Source organism: Paenisporosarcina antarctica, from assembly GCF_004367585.1.
Lineage (GTDB): Bacteria > Bacillota > Bacilli > Bacillales_A > Planococcaceae > Paenisporosarcina > Paenisporosarcina antarctica.
In genome coordinates, this window is the sequence record NZ_CP038015.1 from 2,563,670 (window position 1) to 2,590,523 (window position 26,854).

Sequence of the window (26,854 nt, forward strand, 5' to 3'; positions counted from 1 at the left end):
AGGAGTGTCCCTAATGAGCTACAGACATATGGTAACACAGGAACGTGTTTTAGTTGAAGTCTATACACTGTTCAATTCCTGATGTAAATAATATTGAAGCATTTGATGCAGTCAACAATGAATCTACATTTATATCTTTTATGGGTAGCATAATCCACCGCTTTCATCTTGCGAAAAAAAAAAAAAAAAAAATAAACAAGGATGCCTTGATAGTGTTAATTAGATTTGTGTTTAATGTAACTTATGCACCTACTGTTGAGCAACAACCGTTACATTATCATCAAATTCTTTCTGAGATGGAACTATACTTTTCCATACTCCATTTCTTTATATCTTTTATAATTGATTTATATTGAAATACCTTTATACACTCGTTTACACTCTCCCGTGTAAAACAGATATTAAATCACAATATTTCCATTCAAAACATCTCCCGCTGCTGATGTAATGCCTCCATTTAAGCAAACATTGGATATAATTTTGCTATTTGAAGCAAGAGAGGTATTAATAGCATTAGTTAAAACATGTGATGTTGTCGCATAAAATTTATTTCCTATGATTAGAGCGTTATTGATACCACTTACTAAATATACTGCTGTTCCTATCCCTGATGTTAATCCTGATATTATTTCATTTGAAATAAACTCATATTTACCGATGGTGCTAAAGAAAACGGGAGATGAACCCGTAAAATCTTCTATGACGTTTTTAATAATTCTTGCTCGTCCAGTTCCACTACCACCAGTACCAAAAATCACATAACTACCTGGTCTTTTGAAGACATTATTTTCAATCAACACCACCACATTTGTATCAAATATTAGATGATAAGATTTGGTAGTGTAGTTTCCTTGATTGAATGTATTTCCTTTTATTGTACAGCTACCACCAGTTATTTTCATTCCTGTTCCGTACTCATCAACCGAATTATTATTGATTATGATGTTAGTGCTTGATTGTTCTATACGAACTCCGAAGAGCGTATCCCGAAGCGAATTGCCAATTAAACTAACAAATTTGGATTGGAGTATCTTAACCGCATCCACTGCACATTTCCAAGCTATGTTTCCACTAATAAGGACTTCCTCTGCTTGAAAACAAAGAATACTGGTATTAACGTTAGATATATTGTTACCCATTACCGTTACATTCTTCCCTCTTATGTCCACTCCCACATTAAAACCATTGATTGTGTTTCCTGTAATAGTAACATGATTCCCATCTTTTCCCTCAGAAACTCCTAACGAACCAATAGCGATTTTTAAATTGTCGATACGTTTAAAAACATTATTAGAAATAATGGTATCTGTACCAAAACCATAAGAAATAATGTTGTCGGAAAAGTTTTCTGTAATAACAACTTCATATCCGTTAAAGTTACCTACCGAGGTATTTACGTTACCCACAAGTTTATTGTTACGGATGATTATTTTTAACGGAGTTTCATAATCTATACTACCTTCTCCATATCCTTCAAGGTCTATTCCATATCTAGGTGCTGTTCCATCATGAATCCCGTCATTTATTCCAGCATTTAATATTTGACAATTTTCAACGATAACTTGGTCACAAGCCGTAATTGATATGTTATTTCTACGTGACGAGTCTATAACACATCCACTGATTCGGATTCGACTAGGAGGAGCGTAAGGATTATTAACATCGTAATTAATCAATCCCGGTGAAAACAAGATAATGCCATCACCTGTGAGTTCTTTTATAGTTACTCTATCTATAATAATATCAGATGCACCATAAAGATAAATACCGAAACCGTATTCATGTGTAGAATGAGTAGGGTCACCAGTGTAATCATGTGTTTTTCTATCACCGTGAATTTGACCGCCTATAATTGTGATGTTGTTTTGTGTTTTTGATAGATAAATACATGCATAAGATGCTGAGGCATTTGACTCAACTTTCAGAATTGTGTCGCTACTCATTTCAAAAATCATATTGCTAGGAATTTTTATACCTGTGTCAATATTTCTTGATTTAGCTGTTCCGCTTTCATTAACAGAATCAATCAAGAAAGTTCCTGATGGCAACAAAACATGTCTGTAATCATTAGAAGAATACCATTGAAGAGCATTATTTATTCCGTCTGTTGTTGCTCTTGCATTTGTACCATCGTTTTTTATTCCCCATTTACTTAGATCAATAACCTCACCTAACTTCGAGACTTGTGCCAACTGTTGATTAATGTTATCAATAACAGTTGGATTATATACGTCCGTTACCACCCAACCCGTACCCAATACATACCTAAAAGATGTAGATATATTTGTCACCCTTACAGTGTCACCATGTGATGGATTTGGATATGCGGAATTACGTGATGCCACACTTGACACCGCGTTTAAATATCGTGTTTCGTTGTCTGTTGCTACTTGTAAAGCATAATCGCCTTGTTCATTTGCATAAATAGCAGCATCTTCAGCCGATTGTATGATTAAGGGTCCATCGTTTAACACGATTTCGATTAATGTCGCTTCATTCTCAGATGGAATATAACCATTACCTGTTGGATCTACTACCACTTGATAAGGAAAACTAAGAGTCGATACACGCCCATTAACATCATAAAATTGTGCCATAGCGACCACACTTCCTGCTATAGCTGTTTCACTAGAATTTAATATAAACGTAGCTTTATTACCTACTTTTGTGCCTTGCGTTAAAACTACATTATTATCTCGTCTAGTGTTTGCGAGTGAAACTGTAGTCGCTCCTGTTAAATCAAATGGAACTCCATTTTCCATAACTTCCAAAATAAAAACCACTGAGTCATTTTGCGTGACTATTGGCTGAATGATGCTCCTTGCCTCTTTTATATCCACAAGGATATTAAAAATGTTTTTCATTTCCATACATTATTCCTCCTTCTTATAAATACAGATATCTAAATTTAAAGCTAATTTCAAATACTTTTGTTAGTCCTTCTATGGTGAAATTATTTTTTCCCTTGGATAAAGTGATAAGTTCTAAATTCGTGTTACCACAATATTTACTCCATTGCGTTTTGATTTAGCGATACCTGATGTAAACGTACCTGTGTATTGCCATATATCAACTGTTGTATTGTTCGTTATTTTCAAGATTGTGGAAGGTGCAGTAGTAGAGTGAAATTAGTAACTCAGATTGTATGGGGTCAATGTTTACACTTCCTGCGTTGTGAATTGAAATGGTGGTTATCGTTAACAGCGTTAAATGTTTACGCATCCATTGTTGTTCCTATCGACTCACAATATGGTTTAGCAGAAAAGAAAGTAATCGCCACCTTTGCCGTTCGCCCATTGAGTCGCTGTATATTAAAATCCGTCAACTTCTACTCTCCATCTTTTACCTTCGGTTTGAGTATCTACTATATAAAAGGTTTCAAGTGGGTCTAAGATTGCAACCGATGCATCACGAGACTGATAAAAAAATTTTTCTTGTATATTTCGACTGTTGCGATTTTTATCTAATAGAATATCGCCATCCCAAACGCTGTCCGTAATCTTGTAGTATATGAAGGGTCAGGTATAAATTCTAACCATTTCACACCACCTAAATTAATTTTTGCCATGTTTAAATCGTATATTTTCACCTCAGTCCATTAAAAAATACATCCGATTTGATCTGTACCCCATTTGTATGCGGCTCACGGTCTGTTTCATTTATCCCAAAATTTTTTTATCCGTTAAGGGAAAAAGCTTAAAAACAATGAACTGGAAACACGAGGGAAAATGCCACAACTAAAAGAAATTCATACCCGCGTAAGACGCACCGAAACCAGGTAGGGCACTTGGAAGTGGACACGATTATAGGAAAGGCCCATAAGAGTCAGATTCTCACACTAACGGAGCGAACAAGTCGTTTCACCATTATTCAAAAATTATCATCAAAGTCTGCTAGCACAACGGCTCAGACAATCATTTCTCTTTTGAAAAACCTACCTAAAAGGATGGTAAGTCCATTACCGCCGACACAGGAAAGGAATTTCATTCATGGATTGAGGTAGTAGAAATCCCCCTCTACTTCGCTGATCCAGGTGCTCCTGGCCAACGTGGAACCAATGAAAATAGTAACGGTCGAGTCCGGAGAACCTATCCAAAAGAACAGATTTCAGCCAGATGACACAGGAAGAAATCATCGATTTTCTCTTGAATTTCAATCAAATTCCAAGAAAAGTACTTAACTACAACACTTCCTTTGAGATATTTATGAATTATCTACCGCGTTCGACTTGAGTTGACAATTTACAATATTAGAAATTAATTGACAATCAATCTATGAACATGATAAAATCAAATTAATCCAATGTTATGAATATTTTCATCTTTGAAAACTTGATTTTCAAACTCATGAACAGTTTATACGTAATTGGAATTGACAATCGTAAATAATAAATTGAACTGCTTATTCGCTGTGACTCTATTACATAGAGCGGTGAAGTGAATATAAGCCAGTTGTACAGGTACATCCTAATTTTATTAGGGAACCTGTATAGCTGGCTTTTTTAATTTCCTATTTACCTGATTCATCTATTTACTAATAAACAGGAGGAATTACCCATGAGTGTTGTAAAAGAGAAAGAATTCAAGTTTGAAAAGAAAACAGAAACATATGAAGTAAAAGTTCATCCACAATCAGATCGTCTGTATCACATTGAAATTTCAAAAAAGGCGATTGCGAATTTCCTTGAAGTAGTAAAGCAGGATAATCAATCTGTTCAGCATTTAGAGTACACACCTTACGCGCATCATATTGTGGCTTCTTATTTATTGGATCAAGTAGGAGAAGAATTTGGTGAACTGCTTAAAAACATTGTTCATGATCGAGAATCAGGTGGATTTACACTTGGCTTAGAAGGTGTTACTAAAGATACAGACGAATATGTTATTTTCTCAACAGCCATTTCTTACTTGGTAGGTATTCCAAACCATGATTCTATGTCAGGTAAATACTATGCACGCTTTAGCGTAAAAGATACAGATGGCAGTGACTCTTATCTTCGTCAGGCCTATCGCTTATTCACACTGCATACGGATGGTACGTTTGTAGATGAGCCTACGGATTGGTTACTAATGATGAAGATGATTGAAGAAAATGCTCGCGGCGGAGAATCACGTTTATTACACCTTGATGACTGGAAAGAGTTAGATAAATATGTAAACCATCCATTAGCAAACCACAAATTCACATATAAAGCACCAAAAAGTAAAAATGTTGATCAAGAAATTGATCGTTTAACGTTCTTCGATCACGAAGGCAAACCTGGTATTTGTTATATCGACCAATTTGTTTATCCTGAATCTATTGAGCAAGCCAAATATCTTCGTGATCTTTCTCTATCAATGGAAAATGATGAAAATGTAGTAGAGTTGGGACTTGCTATAGGAGATCTTGTTGTCCTTAATAATATTTTCTGGCTTCATGGTCGCGCTGCTTTTGAAAAAGATGCTAACTTGAATCGCGAGTTACTTCGTCAGCGTGGACGTTTTAACAAATAACTTATACTAACCCTATAGAACTCACATGTGCTAGTCGCCTGTGAATTCTTTTGGATTAGATTTATTTTTCTATAGAGTATCGAATTAGATTTCTGGCTCGCTTTGGACGGCATACCTGCTGCATCATAACCTAGGGAGTAAGAAGAATGGAGATGTGACTTTGTCACATCTCCATTCTTCTTTTTTAAAGGCAATCTTGCGGCGGTTGTCCATCCGTCGCTCTCCTTCAACCTCAACGTGCATTGGTCTTTAATTTTGGTTTACTAGTGAATAGACACTTACTGCTTAGAAAGGAAGCGGCCGAAGATACAATTTCGGCCGCTAGTTGCTAACTTTAAAGTTTCGTTCTGCGTTAGTTGAATGAAGGGTTCACACACTACACAGGTTGCAAAATCCTGTCTCAAAACTGAAAGTTTACTCGTTCGCAGACGCAGTCACAATGTTCTTTATTTGTGACTAGCATCTGAAATAAATAGAATCCAGCAACTGTCTTAGCTGCTGGATTCGGATTGAAAAACTTGAAATTGATTAGCATTTGACACAGAGACAAGTACAATTTCTTATTGCCTATAATTTAGCCTGTTCAATGGCACTTTCAAATTCATCAGTAATGTCATCTAAATGTTCGATTCCTACCGATATACGAACAAGTTGTTTGGTTATCCCAAGGGACTCGCACACTTCTTGAGGTAAAGCGCGATGAGATGTTGTCAGTGGATGTGAAACCGTCGTTTCTACTCCGGCTAATGTTGGAACAATTTTCACCCATGATAGAGCTTTGAAAAACTGATTAACGTCTATATTTTTATGCAGTACTATGGAAACCATTGCTCCGAAACCTTCAGATGCCTGTTCAAATGGGTAATAAACTTTTTCTACATGTTTATTCAAACTAAGTGCTTCTGCCAATCCCTTTGCATTGAAAGATTGTGCCTTCATTCTTAATGCAAGTGTTTTTAACCCACGGCTTGTTAGCCACGCTTCAAATGGACTTACATTCGCTCCAAAATTAACAACTTTAGACTTAGCCTTCGCTATTAAGTTTTCTTTTCCGACAAGGACCCCTGCCGTAATATCGCTATGCCCGCCAATGTATTTGGTTGCACTATGAACGACTAAGTCAACGCCTAGCGTATATGGTTTGCAATGATAAGGCGTAGCAAACGTATTGTCAACTAGTGTGTAGAGATTATGATTTTTTGCGAATTTGACAATTCCATCAAGATCTTCAACTCTAAGCAGTGGATTTGTAACCGACTCTGTATATAGAAGCTTTGTGTTCTCTTGAATCGCGTTCTCCATTTCTTGAGGATTCGAAAAAGATACAAACGTAGTCGAAATTCCAAGATCGTTCAGTTCTTCTTTTAGAAGATGATAGCTTCCCCCATATAAATCGTCCGCTGCCAAGACATGGTCACCAGTTTTGGCCACACAAAGGATTCCTGCTAGAATAGCAGACATTCCTGACGAGGAAGCCACTCCTGCAGGTGCACCTTCAAGAGCGGCAACCGCCGATGCTAATTCATCGGTGTTTGGATTACTTACTCGTGAATACAGATAATTCCCTTCTCCTTGGTAAAACCCTTCTAGTTCATCCAAGTCATCAAAAGCAAATGCGGAAGTTTGATAAATAGGTGATACCTTACTTTTTATTTGACCTTTTTGTTTCTTTACACTATGTAATACTTTAGTTTCGAATTTTTTTGTCATTGCTAGCACTCTCCAATTTTAAGTAGTTTTTCACAAAAAGAAAAACCTCTTCATATAAGAAGAGGTCTCGTTATAGGGTCCTCCTCTTATCTATCAAACTGTCGTTTGCAGGATGTAGCACCAATGCAAGATCAACTTGCAGGTTGCTGGGTTTCACAGGGCCTGTCCCTCCACCACTCTTTATAAGAGTAATTATGTAGTTTTTTGTTTTATTATTCAGATTAGTATATCAATTTCGATATATTTCGTCAATCATTTCAGTAGTTTCGCTAAAATAGAAGTTCTCTGCACCATGTTGAAATGGATCACACTACAGATTTCAAGAAAAAAATACACCGCTGGAAGACCGAACTCTCGTGGACTCGTAATTTTTTTCATCCTAGGGAGACAATTTAACTTCCTAAATATTACTATTACAACGTGGATCACAATTTTTACAACATGGAGGCTAATTTTTACAACGTCACCTTCTATAATTACAACGTGAGAGCCATAAATTTCAACTGAGCCATCGCTCGACACTAGTACCTTCTCTATTTGATGGTGCGAGACACATTAAAGTGTGTTTCACACGATCAAATTAGCAGAAATCGGCCGAATCACAAGGGTATTTGGCAGTTCAGTTTTCGATTAAGAGAAACTCCTTCCCCTTATATTGTCCTGCATCTATAAAACAAGCCATTATTATGAATTGTTGGTAAGTGTCCAACAAAAATAAACCACAAAATGAAAGGATTTTAACATCCAATCTCATTTTATGGTTTTAATTTATGAATCTAATTAATAAATTATGGTAGTTTTGGAGACTCTCGATTTCTAAAATGATAGTCAAATATCAGATTCATAGCGATATGTTTTCAACATATTTATCGATCAAAAACTTCCACGTATTTCATAGGCCACTGCCATAAATGCGCTATGGTTTAAAGATTCTTGATTGGAAATAATCTGGACACCTCCTGAAATTAGTACACTTATTATACAACAAAAACAAACAACCTTTTCCTCTAAAATTAAGAAAAGGATTGCTTGTTTAGATTGAAAAGCCGGGGGCACATTCTGTTAGATTTTGAACAGATAAAAGAACCTCACCCTTTTTAAATGAAAGAAAATATATGTACAAGTGATTGAAGTGAAAGGCGGCGAGAAAACATGTGCTCCTGCGGTTACTCGTCGCAAAGATATTGGACGAATTACAGTTCGTCCAATATCTTTCCAGCGGGAATAGCAGATGTTTTCTGCACCGAAAGCGAAGCGGCAGATGCATGAGCTGAAGACCCCGGAGACAACAAGTTGTGGTTGCACAACTTGTTTGCGACGAAGCTAGCGAAGCGATGCAGGAGCAGATGTTTTTTGCTCGTCGAGGAGACTGAGGCCATGCCCACGGAATGCGTCCGCCTGAAACGAAAATCACCTACACTTGTCCATAAGCAAAGAAATTATAAATTAACTTTTTCAGTAACTTCGTATTTCATTATAGATTTTCTTTTTCCATTGTAAAAATTCTTCACTCAGGACAATGGATTCAAGTCTAGGTCTGGGAAAAGGAATGGTAAACTCTTTTTTAATTTTCGCCGGCTTATCAGATAAGACAATGATCCGATCTGATAAATACAGAGCTTCTTCTATATTATGTGTGACTAGCAAAATGGAGCGTTTGTCTTGTTCCCAGATGGAAAGTAACCAATTTTGCATCTCCAAGCGAGTAAATTCATCAAGAGCAGAGAATGGTTCGTCTAAACAAATGAGTGATTGTGGACTCAATAGACTGCGAATAAAAGACACTCTTTGTTTCATACCCCCAGATAATTCATTGGGATAAGCCTGTTCATAGCCTTTTAAACCAGCTCTTTCAATCATCTGTAATGCTTCAATTTCACTTTTTTTACCGATAATTTCTCCACCTAGCAGTACATTGTCAAGTACTGTCCGCCAGGGTAATAGTGAAGGGGATTGTGGTGTATAGCTGATTGATCCTCTTTGACCATTTATTCGTTTTCCATCCATCTGGATCTCTCCGGAGTCAGGGGTGTAGAGTCCACCAATTAGATGAAATAGCGTGCTCTTTCCACTTCCTGAAGGCCCTACTATTGAAACGAATTCTCCTTCATGTACTTGAAAAGATAAATCTTCTAGTACCTTATTGTTGTCGAAGGATTTCGTCATATTTTCTATGCTGAGCTTAATACCCACTAGTACCCTCCTCCTTAGGCTTCCCTTTCACCATCTTCTTCTCTAATGAAGAAATAATGGCGAAGAAGGTTAAGCTTAAAATCATAATGAGAAAGATTGCCACAAAGACACGTTCTGTTCGAAATGAGGAGGACGCTAGAGTCATATAGACCCCGATCCCTTCTTTTGCGCCAAGCCATTCTGAGATAACCGCTCCCATTACACTATAGGTTGCTGCAATTTTTAGACCAGAAAATATCGAAGGCAATGCATATGGCCACTCTACTTTCCAAAAAATTTGTTTGTTTGATGCCCCTGCCATTTTCATATAATGCATAAGTTCAGCGCTCGTTTGTCGAAATCCACCCATCGCGGCAATGGTGATGGGGAAAAAACAAACTAACGTAATGATAATAATTTTAGGTAGAAGACCAAATCCAAACCAGATGACTAACAATGGGGCCAATACGATGATGGGAATGTTTTGTGACAATATGATAAGTGGATAAAATGCCTCTCTAAGTTTTGGTAAACGATGCAAACTAACCGCAACTAGCAGGCCAACAGAGCTACCTATTAGTAAACCCATAAATGACAGTCGAATAGTTGAAATTAAATGGTGACTGTAAGTTGACCAGCCAGTTATTGCCTCAGCCCATATTTGCGATGGAGCTGGCAGAAGCCATTTTGGGATTTCGAGAAACCAAGTGGATAGTTGCCATAGTGAAAATAAGAGGATGAGGACCAATACTGGTCTCCATCCTCTATATAAAATTTTCATGAGCGGTATTTTTCAGTCAATTTATCCATAGAAACACCGCTTGGTTGATAAAGGATTTTCACTTGAGAAATGACATTCACACAGCCAGAATCTATCATTTTTTGATTCATCTTCTCGATCACGGAGAAAATTTCCGTCAAATTCCCCTCCATGGTTGTTTCGAGAGGATGGACTTCATACCGTATTCCAGACTCCTGAATGATGGCAATTGCTTCTTCTATAAACGGGATTGAATCTTCCCCATTTCTTGTTTTTGGTATAATTTGAATGCTAACTAAAGAGTTGATCATCTATTCATTCTCCTTTTTTGGTAAAAATTCATTCGTAAAGGCTTTTTCAACTTCAAACTCGCCTTCTAATAATTCATTTTCGCTCATCCAATTTGCATAGTTTTCCCAAACAGACTTCTCTTGTATACCCCATTGTGATCCATCATCCTGATACTTTGGCGCTAACCATTTCTGGCTTGCTTTAACCAATTCAGGGTCTAAATCTGGAACAGCCTTTATTAAAACATCCGCCGCTTCTTGTGGATTGTCAATTGAGTATTCATATCCTTGTGAAGCTGCTGCTACAAATGCACGCACAGTATCAGGATCTTCTGCAATTAACGCCTCATTCGTAATCAAAATAGGTGTATAGTAATCTAGCTTATCAGAGTAATCAGCCAGATACTGCATATTCAATTCCACTCCGCGAAGTTCCGCTTCAATTCCTGTCCACGCATAATAGATCCATGCAAAGTCAACATCTCTTTCTACAGCTGTAAAAAAGTCTGTATCACCTGTATTAATAATATCTACTTTCTCTACATCAGCATCTTCTTGCTTCATTAAAGAGGCAATCACTGCTTTTTCAACAGGTGCTCCCCATCCTCCATACGCTTTACCTTCATAATCTTTTGGTGAGGTAATATTCTTTTCTACAGGAGACGCAAAGCCCGATGTATTATGTTGAATTACTGCAGCAATTGACACAATTGGTATATCTTGCACTCGTGCTTCGGTTAAGGATTCCTGATATCCAACTCCAAATTCAGCCTTACCTGCAGCTACTAGCTGGTTAGCACCCGCTTCACCTGGCATAATAATTTCGACATCAAGTCCGTTATCTTCAAAGTACCCTTTTTCTTTTGCTACATATAATCCTGTATGATTTGTATTTGGCGTCCAATCCAATACCACTGTTACTTTCTTTAACTTGTCTATGTCTTCATTTTGTTCCGTGCTTTGGCTGTCAGTATTCCCACAGGCAGTTAGCAGTAGCAAAGCAATTAGTGGTAATCCTATCCATTTTTTCATCATCTTTTCTCCCCTTGTCTTTTCTATTAAAAGCATTAAACGATGGAACGAAAAGGTGGAAACATATTCACAAGGTACTTGATTAATCACTAACTTCTAGTGTAATTATTTTAGCACCGTCTAATTTTTAAAACATTTTTTTCATATAAAAAAGCACCTCTAGGAAGGTACCTAGGGCGCATATCAACACAAATAAGAATGTTTAAATATGTTTCCTACGCTGGTATTAACCAGATCAGGTTCCAAGGGTTTGTATCTTAAGGATACGGTCTCAACCAGCAACACTGGCCCCCCCACATGTTTCAGTTATGAAGTTCGTTTAATACTTTATACTGTTAACTTTGCCACACATTTGGTTCAGTTACAAGAGCTAGAGAAAACAATATGATAAAAGGATCTACCCTTCTGTGTCATCTATGGTTTCCGTCTCACTTTGGACTACAAAACCGTTGCATAATTACGTTGTCACATCACAACTATTCTTCTCGCGGCAGGTTTACGTTTCTCGCTCATCTTCAACCTTCACGTGGATATGTGTTTGATTTTGGTTTACGAGGGAATAGACACTTACTGCCTAGAAAGAAAGCAGCCGAAGATACAATTTCGGCCGCTCTTTACCTACTTTAAAGTGGATGCCAATCCAATAAACCCTGGCTTGAAGCTTTAAAGTAGTAAACATTAACGGTGGCAGACACTGAGAAGTTCTTAATGAAATCTCATAGCCAATCGCTAGCAGACCACCTATCTCCGATGCTGAGATACAATTACCATTCAATTTGTGACTCGCATCAGGGACGGAACTCTCTCATTTATTGAATGGCATATAAATACAAAAACCACCAATTATCTCTATTTTTATAAGTAAACAGTTTTAAATTACATCATATTTACATATCCCATTGTAATATAATGGAATAATAATGTATAGTATAGTAATATAGCTTCTTATACATTAAATATTCCAGTCTAAGATAATTAATCTAATGATTTACTATAAAGTTCTATTGTAAAAGAAAAAGGGGATGAGATTTATGCAATATGTTATAACTTCAACGTTACCCAAAGAATTTGCTGGACGCACAAAATCTTTACTTAACAGAACGAAAAATTTAAATGAGAAAGCTAACATCCCATATACGATTATTTCTACGAATTATAACCCGAATTATAATGAAGTGTATGATCATTATTACAAATCAGGCTATATTTCTAAAGAAGTTAAATTGATGAATGTGTACGATTACTTATCAAAGAGAACATACATGAAAGATTCTGTTGCCCATGAAAAAAATGAGTTTGGATTAATGAAATTTGAAATGAAGAAAGATGAAATTTATCGCTATTTTGATAACGGTAAATATGTCCTTTACAAAAACTATGAAAATCCAAACAATCAATTGAAATTTATTGATGTAATGGATACTGGTAACCGAAAAAGAAAGTCTAGAAAAGAATTTAACCATAATGGAATTTGTCATAAAGAAATTATCTACACTCAGGGAACAACCAATATTCTTGAGGAAATCTTTTATGATGAAGATGGAATAGCCTATCTAAATAAAACTTATAATGGATCTAAAGAAAATAAACTTATTCGTATTTATTATTTTAATAGTAATGAAGTCATGCATTTCGATAATGAGAAAGTTTTTTTCAGCTATTGCTTAAGTAAAATTATTGAAAAAGATTCCACTGTCATTTGTGATGCCCGACTTCTTGATCGTCCTTTAATTGAGTTAAAAGTGCCTAATGTTAAAAAAATATTTGTCTTCCATAACTCTCATTTGAATGCCAATGATGTTCTCGATGTTAAACTATCTTATCAATATATCATTGATAACTATGACCTTTTGGATTACATAGTAGTGTTAACTGAACAGCAAAAAGAAGATTTAAGAAATTTGATTGATGTGGAGAAAAAAGTGAAAGTCATTCCACATTCTATTAAATTAAACAACATAAAAGATGTAAAAAATAACACAGAAAATAAATTAGTATCCGTAGGTCGTCTTGTTGAGCATAAGCAGATTGATCACTTAATAGAAGCTTACCAGCTCAATCGCGACAAATTAATTGACTTCACTATAGAGATTTATGGAACAGGTGATCAAAAGCAAAAGTTAGAGCAGCTTATTAATCACTATCAATTGCAAGAAAAGATCATGCTTATGGGTTCAACAAATGAACCAGAGAAAGTCTTCTCAACAGCGAAAGCATCATTTTTAGTTAGCAAGTTTGAAGGATTTGGCTTAGTAATTATGGAAAGTATAAATAGTGGATGTCCGGTAGTAGCATATGATATAAAATATGGTCCAAGAGATTTAATATCTCCTGAAATAAATGGGTTAGTTATTGAACAAGATAATATACAGGCATTATCAGATGCAATGGTTCAAGTCGTGAACATGGATTTCAAAGAAGTTACACCAGATAATAGATTTAGTGATGAACATTTTATTGATAATTGGAGTTTCTTGGATCCAAAGAAAAAAAGTAATTTTTTCAGTAAAATTTAGTTAAATAATAATAGTGGATTTTATTATTTAACTTTTCGTGGATAAGATATGCGGATGAGTCTACCGAATAATTTAAAACACAAAACGACATAAATTCGAAACTCGAATTTATGTCGTTTTTTAGTTAGATATTGTTTTCATATTGAGATCACTGACAAATGAGACTGGTTTATTCGTAGCCTACTTCTTAAGATGTAACTGGCCAAAGAATTGTAAACTAGAGAAAATCGTAAGAGCGAATTAAGCTCACTTACTATTTAATACAATTATAGAATGTTTCCATTGCCTTCAAGTTATATTGATTGTAATCGAACTTTTCAATTATATCTATATTCTCTTTATTCGCAATTGAACGTAACCCCTGTACTAAACCACCAACACTATTTTCTACTAGTAAACCATACTTTCCAGCACCACCGCATACTAAAATTGCCATGTCGTTCTCCACAATTTCAGCGCGATTTGTTATTGTCTTTTTACGTATGATTCCTTTAATTTTTTCTCAAATAACGCTAATAACTGCGTTCTGAGTTCTGGTCGTTTTAAGGCAAATTCAATTGTCGTTTCAAGAAAACCAAACTTATCTCCCACATCAAAACGTCTTCCATCAAACTCGTAAGCGTACACTGATTGAACTTCATTTAGTTTTTGAATCGCATCAGTTAACTGGATTTCTCCGCCCGCACCTAATGCGTGTTCACCTAAAAAATCAAAAATCTCCGGTGTCAAAATATATCTGCCAATTATAGCTAAATTTGATGGTGCAGTTCCTGCAGCAGGCTTTTCTACAAATCGGTTTACCTTAATTAATTTACCATTAGCTTCTATGGGATCAATAATTCCATAGCGGTCTGTTTCATCATCTGATACTTTTTGAACGCCAATAATACTCTTCCCTGTCTTATCATATTGGGCCATCAATTGCGCTAAACATGGCTCTTCATTTTCAACAATATCATCACCTAATAACACAGCAAATGGTTCATTTCCAATAAAATTACGGGCAGACCAAATAGCATGTCCTAATCCTAGGGGTTGCTTTTGACGAATATAATGAATTTCCACTTTTGCTGTTTGAATAATTGAGTCTAACATATCCATCTTACCTTTTTTTAATAAGGTATCTTCTAGTTCATATGCATGATCAAAATGGTCTTCAATTGCTCTTTTACCTTTACCCGTCACAATAATTATATCTTCAATACCTGAAGCAATCGCTTCTTCTACTATATATTGAATCGTTGGCTTATCGACGATTGGAAGCATTTCTTTAGGCATTGCTTTTGTTGCAGGTAGGAAACGCGTACCTAAACCTGCAGCAGGAATAATTGCTTTTTTTATTTGCATTGTCTACACCTCTTTCTATTTTTTGGTAACAAACCTACTTAGTTCTATTTGCTTAACAGACATTCATAATTGCCTACCTTATATTTAACCATTACTTTAGAAAATAGATTTTTACATAGTAACCCAATTTTCGCATAATACTTTAATATTATATTAATTATGTCATCATGTGTACTCTTTCGACAAAATTAGACAAGTTATTAATTATTTTTCGTCATTCCAAAATGATTGCTTCTCTATAAGGGTCTTTCAATTAAAAGGGATCAAAAAAGATTCTACTACAAAGTGATTGTAGTAGAATCTTTTTCGAAAATATATGTAGAACTTTTTATTCTATCAAATACTCTATAATTTTTTAACTTGCTTTCGGACAACTATGTTTTGACCATCCAAACAGTATTCGGACATTTTCATAAGATCACCTATTAGATTCGCAACATCTTCAGCTTGCATAATTGTTGTTGGATCTTCTTCAGGCGCAAGTGTCTTACGTAAATCAGTTGCAGCTCTGCCTGGGGAAATACAGTAAACAAGAATGTTGTACTCCGATAATTCTAGAGCAAGCGTTTCAGAAATACTAATTACAGCTGATTTTGATGATGCATACGATAGCCATCCTGGACGAGGAGACATTCCAGCTGTTGAAGCAACGTTCAAAATTTTTGATTGGTCATTTAATTTCATATATTTCACACATTCTTTTGTCATCGCCACTAAAGAAAACACATTGACATTATAGGTTTTAACCATACTTTCGAGCGTTGTGTCGAGCAAAGCTTTGGGATCTGTGTATCCCGCAATATTAAGAAGCCAGTCAATTGATCCAAATTCATCGTATATCTCTTTCACCATTTCTTGGATTCCTTCTTGAGATGAGAAGTCATAGACGATTGCTCTTACATTAACTCTTGGGTTTAGGAGACCCATTGTTTCTCCAAGTTTTGCTTCATTTGTTGCGATTAATACCATATTGTCTACATCTTTATTATTAGACATTTCAATTGCTGCTGCACGTCCGATTCCACGGCTAGCACCTGTTACGATTGCTGTTGTCAATCTGTTTCACTCCCAATTACATATTCTTTGTAAATCGTTTCACCAATAACTAAGTCTATAGGGTATGTTATTTTAGTATTAAATTCAGTACCCTTTAAAATAGTGATTTCATCATTTTTATTATACTCATAAAATAAGCTAGCATCTTCTGTAAACATTTTATTATCTGAGTATGCATGTTCAAAAGCATTCATTAACTTACTTCGATTAAATTTCTGAGGTAACTGAACGTTAACTAGTTCTTCTCTATTTAATATTCCATCAATTTTGTTTTTCCCTTTTAATACGGTAAAAGGGATCTCAATTCCATATATTGCATTTTCACTTTCACTATTAGCAAGTCGTTCAAATTCCGTTTGTTTCACAAATGGTCTTGCTGCCTCATGTATCATGACGCTATCATTTTTACATGCTTGTAATCCATTTCGCGTCGAATCTTGACGGGTTTCACCGCCTGTGACTAACTTATAATTCAGCGTAGGACAATGATTTTCAATAAGTTCTGCTATAAACTCTTTATATCCTTCCGTACAACAAATTATTACTTCATCAATTTCCTTAACTTTAGAAAGACGTTCTAACGTATGGATAATAATCGGTTTTCCACCCAAACTCAAATATTGTTTAGGTGTGTTTTTCCCCATTCTAGACCCTACTCCACTTGATAAAAGAACCATTGATATCATCAATTTTCACTCCTTCTTATTATCGTTCAATAATTTTTGTTTTTGTCCACGAGAAATTTCTTTTGGAAAATTGTCTAATATGAGCCAATCGATTACTCTATCTGAAGAATTTGCATCTTGATACTTAAAGTATTTATCCCTAAATACCGCAATCTTCTCGATATCATAATCTTCTTTCTCAATCGCATTCATTAACTCATTAAATGTTCTAACGATTTTGCCCGGTACAAAGTTCCCGAATCCTTCATAAAAATCCCTACTTGAAATATAATCATAGACATCAAACCCATAGAAAATCATCGGCTTATTTAACAATGAATATTCGAAGACAACTGATGAATAATCAGTAATAAGTAAATCTGAAACGAGTAAAAGATCATTAATTTCTCTATATTTAAATGCATCCAAGAATAGGTCTTTATAATGATCTGGAATTACAACATTATCACGTACAAATGGATGTAATTTGAATACTACCACTGCATTGTTTTCTTTTGCGTACTTTGCAAGCTTATCAAAATCGATTTGATGCATTGGGTAGTAAGCCGTTTTTGGACCGCTTCCCCTAAAAGTCGGGGCAAATAGAATAACTTTATCCGCTGTTTTCATTTGAGGAAATTCTTCATACATCTGATTACGAATAGATGCTTTATATCCTTCATCAAAGAAAGAATCAATCCTTGGTATACCTGTTGGATAGACATCTTCTTCATGCATTCCAAAAGCTTCTGCATAAAATGGCGTTGAGTGTTCTGAACCTACAATAGCACTCGTATAAATTTTATGGGATTTCCCATTAATTGAAGGGCCACCAGGCTTTCCTATTCTTGAATAGCCAACCGTTTTAAAAGGACCTGATGCATGCCATAATTGAATAATATTTTGGCTTTTATCGAAATCAAGATTGTATAATAATGGATGGAAATCATCTACAAGAATTGTTTTAGAGGTTGCAAGATAATACGGAAGCTTTAATTTATCTAAAAAGTTACGTCTATCCGTTATGTTTTTTTTGAAAAGCATTTTTATGTCGAAATCTTTCTTCAAATCACGATCAATCATTCTATTGTAGACAAACTCCATATTACCACCTAGAACAGCACGAGAGTCAGAAGTAAACAGAATTCTATTTTCTGTGATCCCAATCATCTTCTTTGAAAGTGTGTAAATTGCGGAAAACACTTGTTTACGTACTTCTAGAATTTGTTCTCTTCTTTTCTTTCTGCGTTTTTCACGTGCAATCTCTCGCTTTGTTTTTTGTATAATTCTTTTAAAATGGATGGAGATATAAAGTACTGCATTTTCATCATTTGCAATCGGGCGGACACTATAAAATTGTGTTTTTGATGCACTGAATACCTTGTGAAAATGGTTCATATTTTTATCACGTTCTACAGTTTCGAAATCAATAAGTGATGGACATGTTGTCGCAATATTAATGGTATCTGACCCTCTTTTTTGAGCGAAAAGCAGCCATCTACCAGAAGGTACGGGCGAATGGTCTTCCCAAGAATTCATCATGTTTATTCGCAACTCAATTAGGTCTCCGACATATTCAATATGCGAAAAATAAACTTTTTTTTCCGTTATAGGATGATATAAGTAATACTCCAAATCTTGAATATCTTTTTTGGGAATAGATAAAGTAATAAATAGCTGGACCCGTTCCCATTTAAAATTAACAATCTTCATGGGAAATGAAGATTGTTTAATTAAATCATTAGGTTCGTACAAAACTAGTTTCCTCCGTTCAATCTAATTAAATAGAGAGTGAATAATTCTTCTTGATGATTGTCCGTCATGGTATTTAAAATTCTTCACTTTCATTTCAATTACTTCATTAATATTTTTTTCTGCAGATACTATCCAATTTACCAGATCTTCTTCTTCTAAGAAAAAAGAAGTAGGTAGCAATTCCTTAAAATCAATATAGAAGCCTCTTAAAATATCATATTCTTCATAATCAAAACAATATAATGCAATAGGTTTTTCTAAAATAGCAAAATCATAAATTACAGACGAATAATCTGAAATAAGAGCATCTGATATCATAAGTAAGTCTTCTATCGTGTATTCTTTTCTATTCCAGAAAACTGCTTTTTTATCTGTGCTAGCAATCAAATCTTCATTTTCAATCATATAAGGATGTAGATTGACTAGTAATACTTTGTTCTTATCTAATAGAAGAGTAACTAATTTTTCCATATCAAATCTAGGTATATAATGATTTGAATCATTACTTTTCCCTCTATATGTTGGTGCATAAAGTATTAGTTCTTTGTTTATAAATTCGGGATGTTCTTTAATGAAATTATCTTTTTTCGTTGTATCCTGAACATTTCTAAAAAGCACATCTGTCCTAGGTGAGCCTAACACTTCTATATGTTCTTTTGGCATACCAAAAGCTTGAGCATAAATATCGATTTCAATATCTGCATTTACGATTACTTTATCATAATTACTGTGAACTGGAACCGTTCTTAAATACTCCTTAGATGGTCCCCCAGGTAAACCTATTAAGCTAAGTCCTACTTTCTTTAACGGTCCTGAAGCATGCCAGAGTTGGATAACTTCAGTTTTTTTTCTTACTTTAATCAAATATAAAGGAAGATAGTAATCATCGATAATAAATAGACGAGATGTAGCCAAATAATAATAAACTTTTGACATATGCCTTATAAAGTTCAACGGTGCTATTTTTCCGTTGTATATCCTCTGTGTTAAAACAATATACTCCAGTTCCGGCTTGGTCTTTCTCATCTCTTCATATAAATAATATAAATTATCCTTTAAAACGTCATGTCGTGGAGTTACAAATACGACACGGTTTAACTTTACTGGAATCAATAAGCAAATAGTTTGATAAGTAATAATTGCTACAATTTTCAAGATTTTGGTTAAAAGTAGTTTTAGGTTACTTTTTTGCATCTATAGTCTATCCCTCCTTTTTTCTAAGGTAAGAAACGAGTACTTAAATATGCATCGGAAATAATCTTTTTTTCTAAATTGCACGGTCTAAACCTACTAATGATTTTTATATGTAATAATTGAACCCAAAGTATATGCCTCCTAAAGTATATATAGCTATTACTATAAACCATATTTTTTGGTTTATTTTTGTGATGTGAATGATACTTTTATTCTATATTATATTGCATAAAATATATACAGAATTTAGGTAAAATTATACAATATTTTTAAATCTAACAAAAAACTTTACTGATAAATTTACAATTTCATCCCCTCGTCTAATACCATTAGAAAAAACCGTGATCAACTAACGGATAATCAACTATTTCAATTTACAAACCACCTGGTAAAGCTATTCCCTGAATGTACAAACAATGATGAATCTGGTATGGTTTCGAGTGCGCTTTGGTTGGTAAAACCACTTTATCAAAAACTAGAGAAGAGAGACGACTTTGCAACATGTGCGTTAGCTTTGCTCTCCAGCATTTTATAGCGTTCTGGACGTTAAACAATTAAAAATTTCTCTATTTGCCAAATATTAATCACACTTTCCCTTAATAATCTTGTCCTAAAATCAAGAACAATGTGGAAAAAGAGCATGTTAATGCAACAATTCATAAACTAGATTAATTGTTAAAAAGGTCGTTTTGAATCTTCGTACAAAATCTACTTTCTCCATTAATGAATGATAAAATATAAATTTTGTTTGGACATCTATTTATACCTAGGTTTAAAGTGGGTAAAAAATTTATTGAACTACCTAGAATATTATTTTATGAAACTTTAGTGATTTAACGATTGGGCATTATAATTTTCTCCACATAACAGGTAAATCCGTCAAACTCCCTTCCTCCCATCGATATACATTTCGCGGATTGCCAAATAGAGGTGCGAAAGACATACGATGACATTGGATATTTGTTTACACGTAAAACAAACTTGAGGAATGAAAAGGAGGATAAGACATTGGAGAAGAATAATGTGAATAATGGCGAAAGTGGTCAAAATTCCACGTTTCCAGAAATTTATTCGGCAAAACTTGCTATCATTGCTTCTGTGATTTCTACATTCGGAGATGCGTTAGCAACTGTTGCAGGGGTACTTGCTTTAGAAGAAGCAGTTGAAGATAATATACAGGATACAAAAAATCAAATAAATCAAGAAAATCAAGAAAATCAAATGAAAAAAATGCAAAAACAAATAGACTACTTAACAAATCAGTTAACACAAATTAACAAGAAATTAAGTTAGCTGTTTATGAAATGCCATTCAAGAATTGACCTATTTTTAACATTAATGTTCTAATTTTTTCTCCTGTTTCATTTGTATTTTCTTTTTCATATTTGACCTCACCAGTAAAACAGTAACTTTAAGGTTCATACCATCATAAAAATCGGTTTAGTTTATTGGTTCAATATGGTTTGCGAGGAAAATCCACTGCCACATTATATCAAGAATGACCGAAAGAAGCAGTGGGTATGCGTCCGCCTCCTCTTATCAACCTATAAACCCAATGGTTTGAGTTTGATTGAATCGAGAAATGACATACTGTGCTCAAAATATAAGAACGACAAGAATCCTCTTACAGATTCTTAAGATTGCGCTTGAAATGTTTGTAAAGTGTTTTATCAGACCAAGCTAGACGATGTTTGAGTTCCGCGCAGTATGATAGCAGGATAAACGAGCCATCGGAATTCATTTCAAAATCAATGCCTTGCTTCCTTAATGACTCCATTAAAGGAGATACCTTGTTGTAGTCAGCGTTTATGTATGTGTCATCAGCATATGTTAATGCTTCTTTGACAAAACCAAGGATACCCATAGACTCTATCTCCCGCTGTCGCTTCTCATTACAATCATAACTACAACTAAACAGCGCATCTATTTCCTTCACAGTAAGTTTTTTCTTACCAACAAATAATTGGAACACTTCTTTCTTGAGCACGCGTACAAGAGAAACTTCCTTTTTAAAGGATTCCAATTCTCGTACAACACTCATGTAATACCACGACTGTTCCCGTTTTCCTCGATTGAAACGACTCCAAACAGACTCGCCTTTTTCATTCAAGTCCACCTGAATTGATCGGATATTGTGCAATTTATCTGCGGTAATGACTGATATTTCATCAGGTGTCATAGATGAAATCGAGTCGATTGTGTGCTGTTTTCAATCCTCCCATGGCAATGATTTATCAGGTTCGGATGCAGCGATAACCAATTGTAAAACCTTTTCCCCGAAATGCTCCATAAGCTCATCGGGCGTTGTATTTGTATCTTCAAGCGTGTCATGCAAAATCCCAGCTACAACTACTTCGTCTGGAGCCTTTGTTTTCTGCAGGATCATTGCAACGCCTACTGGATGCGTGATATATGGTATTTTCGACTCTTTTCGATAGTGTCCATCATGTTTGACTGCAGCAAATTGCATGGCTTTTTCTATCATGGTTTTCATTAAAATCATCTTCCTTTTCTCATCTATTTATCTGATTGTCCAGCAACTAGTCTTTCCTTCAACCTTTCGCAAAGAAAGCATTCACCTGTTCAACTTAAAGCTAGCCTCCCCATCGAACTCGTAATTCTATTCACATATTTCTCTTTATACTTGTCTTCTCTTTTACCGAATGAACAATAATAAGGATGTGGTAGACGCGGACCTACCGGATAGTTTAATCTTCCTTCTTCTGTCATCTTATGTAATGCTTGTTCAACGTCCTTACTTAAAGGAATAATCACTTTCGGTCGAACAATTTCCATTTCTGCTAAAAAAGAATCTGTAAAAACCGATTCCAAAGGCGTAGGTAAATTAAAGTAATTCACGTTCTTATTGTCCTGAATAAAACCAAACCACGATAAATTTGTCATGTATACATTTTTATGAAATTTCATTTTTCCTATTTCACTAATAACTGACAAAATAAATTGAGCACTTCTCTCTTTGTCATCTTGGTCAACATTAGGAAATAACTCCGAAGCACCATTAAAATCTATAAAGGGTATTCCTGTTTTACCAGCCCCATTTTTTCCTGGATTAGTCCCACATAACACAATTCTCGGTGTTTTGCTTATATAGAATGCTTGGTAGTACAGTCGGACAAGTTCCCTATTTTCAATAAACCCATCCAATATGGTAATCTTTTCGCGATCAAGTTTTTCCTTAACTTCAAGATCGTTCTGAATGCTTTTGTAGAAATCCTCATGTAAATCAATGATTTTCTCCAAAGAGATTCCTCTTTTCTTTTTATAAACAATTTACAGGTAAATATAACGACTTTATTCATTAGGTATATATTCTTATATTCGAGATAAAATACTAAATTCCTTTTTTTTCGCTATGAAAGTTGTAATTATCACCTTTCACTTTTTAATTAGTTCCTTCTATAATAAATAACGTTTTATTTTCAATATAGTTCATTGAAAGGATTAAATTTAATATACTTAGTAAAAATGTAGCCATTTTGCTATTTTCTTCTATCTATTTTTAGAATATACTCTTTTTTCAATATAAATTACTCAAGTTTAATATATTTAGTTGAATACAGTAAATAGAATGCATTCAATTAAATTATGTAGCAAGTAGTGAATTCTTAAATTAAATGAAAGGAATTGAAGATAGATGAAAAAAGTAGCATGGTCAGCAGGTCACGGTATAAATACAGCAGGGAAACGTTCGCCAACAGGAGAACGAGAATGGTCATTTAACAATAAAGTGGTGATTGCAGGAATGGCTTTTCTAGCAAAATATGATGGAGTTCAACAATTACGTGTCGACGATTCAAGTGGTAAAACAGATATACCTTTAGTAAATCGGACAAATCAGGCAAATGCTTGGAAAGCTGATATTTATGTCAGTTCCCACCATAATGCTATTGGAAATGAATGGGGAAATCATAGTGGTGTGGAAACTTTTGTAATGGAGCCTGCTAGTAATAACCCTTTATCTTTTAAACTAGCTAACGAGATTCATCCGAAGGTCGTACATGCGATGCAAATACTCGATCGTGGTGTGAAATCCGCAAACTTTCATGAACTACGTGAAACGAATATGCCTTCCGTTCTTGTTGAAGGTGGATTCATGGATAGTCGGACGGATAGTATAAAAATGCGAGACGATAAATTCTTAAAAGCCCAGGGAGAGGCCATTGCAAAAGGAATTGTTGATTATTTTGAGTTGAAGATAAAACCCATTAAGCCAGATCCAATAGAGGAGGAAGTAACGATGTTAGAAAGAGCAATTGTAATTGGGTCGTTAATTGACTACCCAGCCGCAGAGATTTTGTCCATTCGATTAAAAGCGCCAATTTATCCTCGTCATGCCATTACTGGCAAAGTGGCTGTTGAATTAATCGTCGTCGGAGGCAGTGTGAATGGCTTGATAGCCGATAAATTGACCAATCTATCAGGCAGTAATCGTTTTGAGACCGCAGCCAATGTAGCAAAATATAAAATATAGTCAGTTGCATGCTTCATCTATTGGTTGACTAGAGAATTACTGTAAAAAATAAAATCGACCGAAGAAACAATTTTGGTCTTTTTTTCTCGATTTATTTCACTAACACTAGTCTTTACCAATTTCACAACTCTTGTAAAAAGGTTGGCCTATATTGATAGCCTATAATTTTACTTTCAGGAAATTCTTCATGTAATTGGTGTATAATCTGATTTACAAAGGTTCCCGGTTACGTAACATTAAAGGAGTTGTGATGGATGAAGTGGATGTATTTATTGATGTCAATCGTAGGAGGAATTGCAATTGGCATACAAGCAATTGTTAACGGCGGATTAGGTAAGAAGGTAGGCACGATCGAAGCCTCTTTTATATCCTTTTTAATTGGAACAATTGCCTTATTCATTACGATGCTATTTTTTGGTAAAGGCAATTTCTTCGCTTTCAACGATGTTCCAAAATGGCAATTGATTGGTGGACTGCTAGGAGCTTTTTACGTATTTATCATGGTCATGACAGTTCCTAAAATTGGTGTTACCGCAGCATTTTTTTCAATTATAGCTGGACAAATTTTGATTGCAGTCATCATTGACCATTTCGGTTTATTCGGAGGTCAAACATATCCTTTAAACATACGAAAAGCATTGGCAATTTTACTCATGTTTGGTTCCATGTATTTATTTAACCAGAAGTAGAGAAATTTCTACATATCATAAGTTAATAACGGCTTCCCGGAATCAAAGATATATTCGGAGAAAGAAATCTTCACGTTGGAACACCATGGAAAGTCAGTTTGAAGATTTTAATTTGAACTGTTCGTGTTAAAAATAGGAAAAACAGCTGAAGATGCCGTTTCAGCTGTTTTTTGATTTATTTCATAGGTACCCGCTTTTACAGGACAAATACACTTCATGTGATGGTTAATTTATTACTATAGGAGTTGTAGTATGGAAAAACGAGTAGAATTACTTCAATTAATACCATTGTTCAAAGAATTGACACCTGAAGAACTGGAGCATGTTTGGAGTATTGCCATACAGCGATCTTACCCTAAAAGAGCGACAATCTTCATGGAAGCTAGCGACAAAAAAGCCGTTTTTTTCATCCGAGATGGGCTTATTAAGGCATAAAACGGATGCATACGGACATGAACAAATTATGTCGTTTCTTAAAACAGATATGTTCCCTCACACTGGCTTTTTTGATACAAGTCCCTACCCTGCGACAGCAAAAGCAGTCGTATATACTGTACTTTTAGCCATCCCACTAAAATCCTTTGAGCAATTGATGATTGATTCGACCAATATTTCTATTAAAGTCATGCGTGCAATGAGTGAAAAGATTATTGAGCTTCAAGTAAAGCTACAAGGATTTACCGGTCAGCATATTCAGAATCGCGGACAAGCGTTTCTTTTGAAACTTGCTGAGACTTGTGGCATTCATAACAATAACAAAATACATATCGACATTCCGATGACTCATCAAGAGTTTGCAAGTACCATTGGAACAACACGAGAAACGGTAACTCGTCTTTTTAACCAGCTTCGTAAGGAGAATTTGCTAGAAACACCTCGCAATAGGTTTGTTATTCTTGATTATGAAGCATTAAAAAATTGGGTACCTAAGTGATTTCTTCAGGTTAATTAGAGTGATCTACAATTTACCTCAGTTTTCAACTTAATAAACACATATCAATTTTCTTTTTCCCTACTTTTACAATCTACAATACTATCAATTAACAACTCCGTTTGAACATTAATATATCCTTCTAGAGTAAATGTTTGCTTAAGTGTCCAGCCTCGGAATGCCCACATATGACCTTGAACAATAATATTATGAGCTACTATACTTACTTTATCTTCACTAATAAAAATACTCTCTTCCTGAATAGATTTAAGCAAAATATTTTTAACATATGAACTAAATTCATTTTCTTTGGAAAGGACATATTTCAAATGTAACTCTGACAAGGAGCGTGATTCACTATACATAATGCTTGTTTGGTCACTAATTTCATCAATTACTAAAAAATATTCTTTAACGAATGATTTCAAACGCGATAATCCCTTACTTTCAATATCACGTATCTTTTCATTTATCATGATATTTAGTTGATCATAAAGAGCTTCATAAAATAAATAAAGGATGTCATCTTTAGAATTTACATAGCCATAAATAGAGCCACTACTCATATTAGCACTCTTTGCAATTTCTCTAGTGGTTGTCCGATGATAGCCCTTTTCTTTGAATAGAATGAGTGTTGATTCTAGTATTTTCTTTCGTTGCTCGTCAATTTTCCCATCATCTTTTGTCTTTGTTGAAATTTTAACTTTTTTCATCAGTAGACACTCACCTTATCCTGGATAGACATAGAGT

General features: G+C 34.9%; 24 protein-coding genes and 2 riboswitches. Of the genes, 8 read left to right on the forward strand and 16 right to left on the reverse strand.

Translation table 11 applies throughout. From position 1 onward, the window contains the following. Window positions 1-401: 401 nt before the first annotated feature. A complete protein-coding gene (locus tag E2636_RS12555) occupies window positions 402-2,870 on the reverse strand; it encodes a right-handed parallel beta-helix repeat-containing protein (protein ID WP_134210500.1) in 2,469 nt (822 codons plus the stop codon). A gap of 309 nt (window positions 2,871-3,179) precedes the next feature. Here E2636_RS12555 and E2636_RS19010 point away from each other — a divergent pair, with 309 nt between their 5' ends. Together E2636_RS19010 and glaH are read left to right on the forward strand one after the other, a co-directional pair. Then, window positions 3,180-3,392, forward strand: coding sequence for a hypothetical protein (locus E2636_RS19010; protein ID WP_166669517.1), 213 nt, complete (start codon window positions 3,180-3,182; stop codon window positions 3,390-3,392). A 1,164-nt stretch (window positions 3,393-4,556) separates the two neighbouring features. After that, a complete protein-coding gene (glaH, locus tag E2636_RS12560) occupies window positions 4,557-5,495 on the forward strand; it encodes a glutarate dioxygenase GlaH (RefSeq protein ID WP_134210501.1) in 939 nt (312 codons plus the stop codon). 567 nt (window positions 5,496-6,062) lie between these two features. Here the strand turns inward: glaH and E2636_RS12565 are convergent. From E2636_RS12565 to E2636_RS12585, 5 genes are all read right to left on the reverse strand, one after another. Next, window positions 6,063-7,205 carry a trans-sulfuration enzyme family protein gene (locus E2636_RS12565; protein ID WP_134210502.1) on the reverse strand — a complete coding sequence of 381 codons (1,143 nt, stop codon included), beginning with the start codon at window positions 7,203-7,205 and terminating at the stop codon, window positions 6,063-6,065. 83 nt (window positions 7,206-7,288) lie between these two features. Beyond that, a riboswitch (SAM riboswitch) is annotated at window positions 7,289-7,394 on the reverse strand. A gap of 1,266 nt (window positions 7,395-8,660) precedes the next feature. Further along, window positions 8,661-9,371, reverse strand: coding sequence for an ABC transporter ATP-binding protein (locus E2636_RS12570; protein ID WP_166669596.1), 711 nt, complete (start codon window positions 9,369-9,371; stop codon window positions 8,661-8,663). Window positions 9,372-9,387: 16 nt separating this feature from the next. Beyond that, window positions 9,388-10,158 (reverse strand): ABC transporter permease, encoded by a 771-nt coding sequence (locus E2636_RS12575; RefSeq protein WP_134210504.1) that lies wholly within the window; start codon window positions 10,156-10,158, stop codon window positions 9,388-9,390. Further along, window positions 10,155-10,448, reverse strand: coding sequence for a thiamine-binding protein (locus E2636_RS12580; RefSeq protein ID WP_017380363.1), 294 nt, complete (start codon window positions 10,446-10,448; stop codon window positions 10,155-10,157). The genes E2636_RS12575 and E2636_RS12580 overlap by 4 nt, the downstream gene beginning before the upstream one ends. Continuing rightward, window positions 10,449-11,459 (reverse strand): ABC transporter substrate-binding protein, encoded by a 1,011-nt coding sequence (locus E2636_RS12585; RefSeq protein WP_134210505.1) that lies wholly within the window; start codon window positions 11,457-11,459, stop codon window positions 10,449-10,451. It lies immediately after the preceding gene. Window positions 11,460-11,654: 195 nt separating this feature from the next. Further along, a riboswitch (TPP riboswitch) is annotated at window positions 11,655-11,764 on the reverse strand. A 726-nt stretch (window positions 11,765-12,490) separates the two neighbouring features. Here E2636_RS12585 and E2636_RS12590 point away from each other — a divergent pair. Next, window positions 12,491-13,975, forward strand: coding sequence for a glycosyltransferase (locus E2636_RS12590; RefSeq protein ID WP_166669518.1), 1,485 nt, complete (start codon window positions 12,491-12,493; stop codon window positions 13,973-13,975). 253 nt (window positions 13,976-14,228) lie between these two features. Here E2636_RS12590 and E2636_RS12595 read toward each other — a convergent pair whose 3' ends face one another. From E2636_RS12595 to E2636_RS12620, 6 genes are all read right to left on the reverse strand, one after another. Then, window positions 14,229-14,411 (reverse strand): hypothetical protein, encoded by a 183-nt coding sequence (locus E2636_RS12595; protein WP_134210507.1) that lies wholly within the window; start codon window positions 14,409-14,411, stop codon window positions 14,229-14,231. A 29-nt stretch (window positions 14,412-14,440) separates the two neighbouring features. Continuing rightward, window positions 14,441-15,322: a UTP--glucose-1-phosphate uridylyltransferase GalU gene (gene galU / locus E2636_RS12600; protein WP_134210508.1), complete on the reverse strand. Its 882-nt coding sequence runs from the start codon at window positions 15,320-15,322 to the stop codon at window positions 14,441-14,443. Window positions 15,323-15,667: 345 nt separating this feature from the next. Beyond that, on the reverse strand, window positions 15,668-16,378 hold the full coding sequence (locus E2636_RS12605; protein WP_134210509.1) for an SDR family oxidoreductase: 711 nt from the start codon (window positions 16,376-16,378) through the stop codon (window positions 15,668-15,670). Then, the gene (locus E2636_RS12610; protein ID WP_134210510.1) at window positions 16,375-17,064 is read right to left on the reverse strand and encodes an IspD/TarI family cytidylyltransferase; all 690 of its coding nucleotides are present in this window, start codon (window positions 17,062-17,064) and stop codon (window positions 16,375-16,377) included. Before E2636_RS12610 ends, E2636_RS12605 begins: the two co-directional genes overlap by 4 nt. A gap of 6 nt (window positions 17,065-17,070) precedes the next feature. Then, window positions 17,071-18,798 (reverse strand): CDP-glycerol glycerophosphotransferase family protein, encoded by a 1,728-nt coding sequence (locus tag E2636_RS12615; RefSeq protein WP_134210511.1) that lies wholly within the window; start codon window positions 18,796-18,798, stop codon window positions 17,071-17,073. 21 nt (window positions 18,799-18,819) lie between these two features. Further along, entirely contained in the window at window positions 18,820-19,992 is a 1,173-nt protein-coding gene (locus E2636_RS12620; RefSeq protein ID WP_134210512.1) for a CDP-glycerol glycerophosphotransferase family protein, read from the reverse strand. 1,008 nt (window positions 19,993-21,000) lie between these two features. On the opposite strand from E2636_RS12620, the gene E2636_RS12625 reads away from it, so the two are divergent. Then, complete coding sequence (locus E2636_RS12625) at window positions 21,001-21,285, forward strand: hypothetical protein (RefSeq protein ID WP_134210513.1); 285 nt, start codon at window positions 21,001-21,003, stop codon at window positions 21,283-21,285. A 331-nt stretch (window positions 21,286-21,616) separates the two neighbouring features. Here the strand turns inward: E2636_RS12625 and E2636_RS19390 are convergent, their stop codons facing one another. The 3 genes from E2636_RS19390 to E2636_RS12635 form a co-directional block, all read right to left on the reverse strand. Continuing rightward, a complete protein-coding gene (locus E2636_RS19390) occupies window positions 21,617-22,171 on the reverse strand; it encodes a hypothetical protein (RefSeq protein ID WP_243840633.1) in 555 nt (184 codons plus the stop codon). A 30-nt stretch (window positions 22,172-22,201) separates the two neighbouring features. Next, the gene (locus tag E2636_RS19395; RefSeq protein ID WP_243840634.1) at window positions 22,202-22,486 is read right to left on the reverse strand and encodes an HD domain-containing protein; all 285 of its coding nucleotides are present in this window, start codon (window positions 22,484-22,486) and stop codon (window positions 22,202-22,204) included. A gap of 89 nt (window positions 22,487-22,575) precedes the next feature. After that, a complete protein-coding gene (locus E2636_RS12635) occupies window positions 22,576-23,253 on the reverse strand; it encodes a uracil-DNA glycosylase family protein (protein WP_134210514.1) in 678 nt (225 codons plus the stop codon). Window positions 23,254-23,647: 394 nt separating this feature from the next. On the opposite strand from E2636_RS12635, the gene E2636_RS12640 reads away from it, so the two are divergent. The 4 genes from E2636_RS12640 (at window position 23,648) to E2636_RS12650 (ending at window position 26,107) form a co-directional block, all read left to right on the forward strand. After that, a complete protein-coding gene (locus tag E2636_RS12640) occupies window positions 23,648-24,484 on the forward strand; it encodes an N-acetylmuramoyl-L-alanine amidase family protein (RefSeq protein WP_134210515.1) in 837 nt (278 codons plus the stop codon). A gap of 254 nt (window positions 24,485-24,738) precedes the next feature. Then, window positions 24,739-25,173 carry a DMT family transporter gene (locus tag E2636_RS12645; RefSeq protein WP_134210516.1) on the forward strand — a complete coding sequence of 145 codons (435 nt, stop codon included), beginning with the start codon at window positions 24,739-24,741 and terminating at the stop codon, window positions 25,171-25,173. A 252-nt stretch (window positions 25,174-25,425) separates the two neighbouring features. Further along, window positions 25,426-25,608, forward strand: a complete 183-nt coding sequence (locus tag E2636_RS19400; RefSeq protein WP_243840635.1) for a cyclic nucleotide-binding domain-containing protein — start codon at window positions 25,426-25,428, stop codon at window positions 25,606-25,608. Further along, a complete protein-coding gene (locus tag E2636_RS12650) occupies window positions 25,589-26,107 on the forward strand; it encodes a Crp/Fnr family transcriptional regulator (protein ID WP_243840636.1) in 519 nt (172 codons plus the stop codon). The genes E2636_RS19400 and E2636_RS12650 overlap by 20 nt, the downstream gene beginning before the upstream one ends. Before the next feature lie 62 nt (window positions 26,108-26,169). Here the strand turns inward: E2636_RS12650 and E2636_RS12655 are convergent, their stop codons facing one another. Next, entirely contained in the window at window positions 26,170-26,817 is a 648-nt protein-coding gene (locus tag E2636_RS12655) for a TetR/AcrR family transcriptional regulator (RefSeq protein ID WP_134210517.1), read from the reverse strand. Window positions 26,818-26,854: the final 37 nt, after the last annotated feature.

Excerpts from the sequence above, each read along its gene's own strand:
- E2636_RS12555 (WP_134210500.1), bottom strand. The coding sequence starts at position 2,870 with ATGGAAATGAAAAACATTTTTAATATCCTTGTGGATATAAAAGAGGCA.
- glaH (WP_134210501.1), top strand. The coding sequence starts at position 4,557 with ATGAGTGTTGTAAAAGAGAAAGAATTCAAGTTTGAAAAGAAAACAGAA.
- E2636_RS12565 (WP_134210502.1), bottom strand. The coding sequence starts at position 7,205 with ATGACAAAAAAATTCGAAACTAAAGTATTACATAGTGTAAAGAAACAA.
- E2636_RS12570 (WP_166669596.1), bottom strand. The coding sequence starts at position 9,371 with ATGACGAAATCCTTCGACAACAATAAGGTACTAGAAGATTTATCTTTT.
- E2636_RS12575 (WP_134210504.1), bottom strand. The coding sequence starts at position 10,158 with ATGAAAATTTTATATAGAGGATGGAGACCAGTATTGGTCCTCATCCTC.
- E2636_RS12580 (WP_017380363.1), bottom strand. The coding sequence starts at position 10,448 with ATGATCAACTCTTTAGTTAGCATTCAAATTATACCAAAAACAAGAAAT.
- E2636_RS12585 (WP_134210505.1), bottom strand. The coding sequence starts at position 11,459 with ATGAAAAAATGGATAGGATTACCACTAATTGCTTTGCTACTGCTAACT.
- E2636_RS12590 (WP_166669518.1), top strand. The coding sequence starts at position 12,491 with ATGCAATATGTTATAACTTCAACGTTACCCAAAGAATTTGCTGGACGC.
- E2636_RS12595 (WP_134210507.1), bottom strand. The coding sequence starts at position 14,411 with ATGGCAATTTTAGTATGCGGTGGTGCTGGAAAGTATGGTTTACTAGTA.
- galU (WP_134210508.1), bottom strand. The coding sequence starts at position 15,322 with ATGCAAATAAAAAAAGCAATTATTCCTGCTGCAGGTTTAGGTACGCGT.
- E2636_RS12610 (WP_134210510.1), bottom strand. The coding sequence starts at position 17,064 with ATGATATCAATGGTTCTTTTATCAAGTGGAGTAGGGTCTAGAATGGGG.
- E2636_RS12620 (WP_134210512.1), bottom strand. The coding sequence starts at position 19,992 with ATGCAAAAAAGTAACCTAAAACTACTTTTAACCAAAATCTTGAAAATT.
- E2636_RS19390 (WP_243840633.1), bottom strand. The coding sequence starts at position 22,171 with ATGACACCTGATGAAATATCAGTCATTACCGCAGATAAATTGCACAAT.
- E2636_RS19395 (WP_243840634.1), bottom strand. The coding sequence starts at position 22,486 with ATGAAAACCATGATAGAAAAAGCCATGCAATTTGCTGCAGTCAAACAT.
- E2636_RS12640 (WP_134210515.1), top strand. The coding sequence starts at position 23,648 with ATGAAAAAAGTAGCATGGTCAGCAGGTCACGGTATAAATACAGCAGGG.
- E2636_RS12645 (WP_134210516.1), top strand. The coding sequence starts at position 24,739 with ATGAAGTGGATGTATTTATTGATGTCAATCGTAGGAGGAATTGCAATT.
- E2636_RS19400 (WP_243840635.1), top strand. The coding sequence starts at position 25,426 with ATGGAAAAACGAGTAGAATTACTTCAATTAATACCATTGTTCAAAGAA.
- E2636_RS12650 (WP_243840636.1), top strand. The coding sequence starts at position 25,589 with ATGGGCTTATTAAGGCATAAAACGGATGCATACGGACATGAACAAATT.
- E2636_RS12655 (WP_134210517.1), bottom strand. The coding sequence starts at position 26,817 with ATGAAAAAAGTTAAAATTTCAACAAAGACAAAAGATGATGGGAAAATT.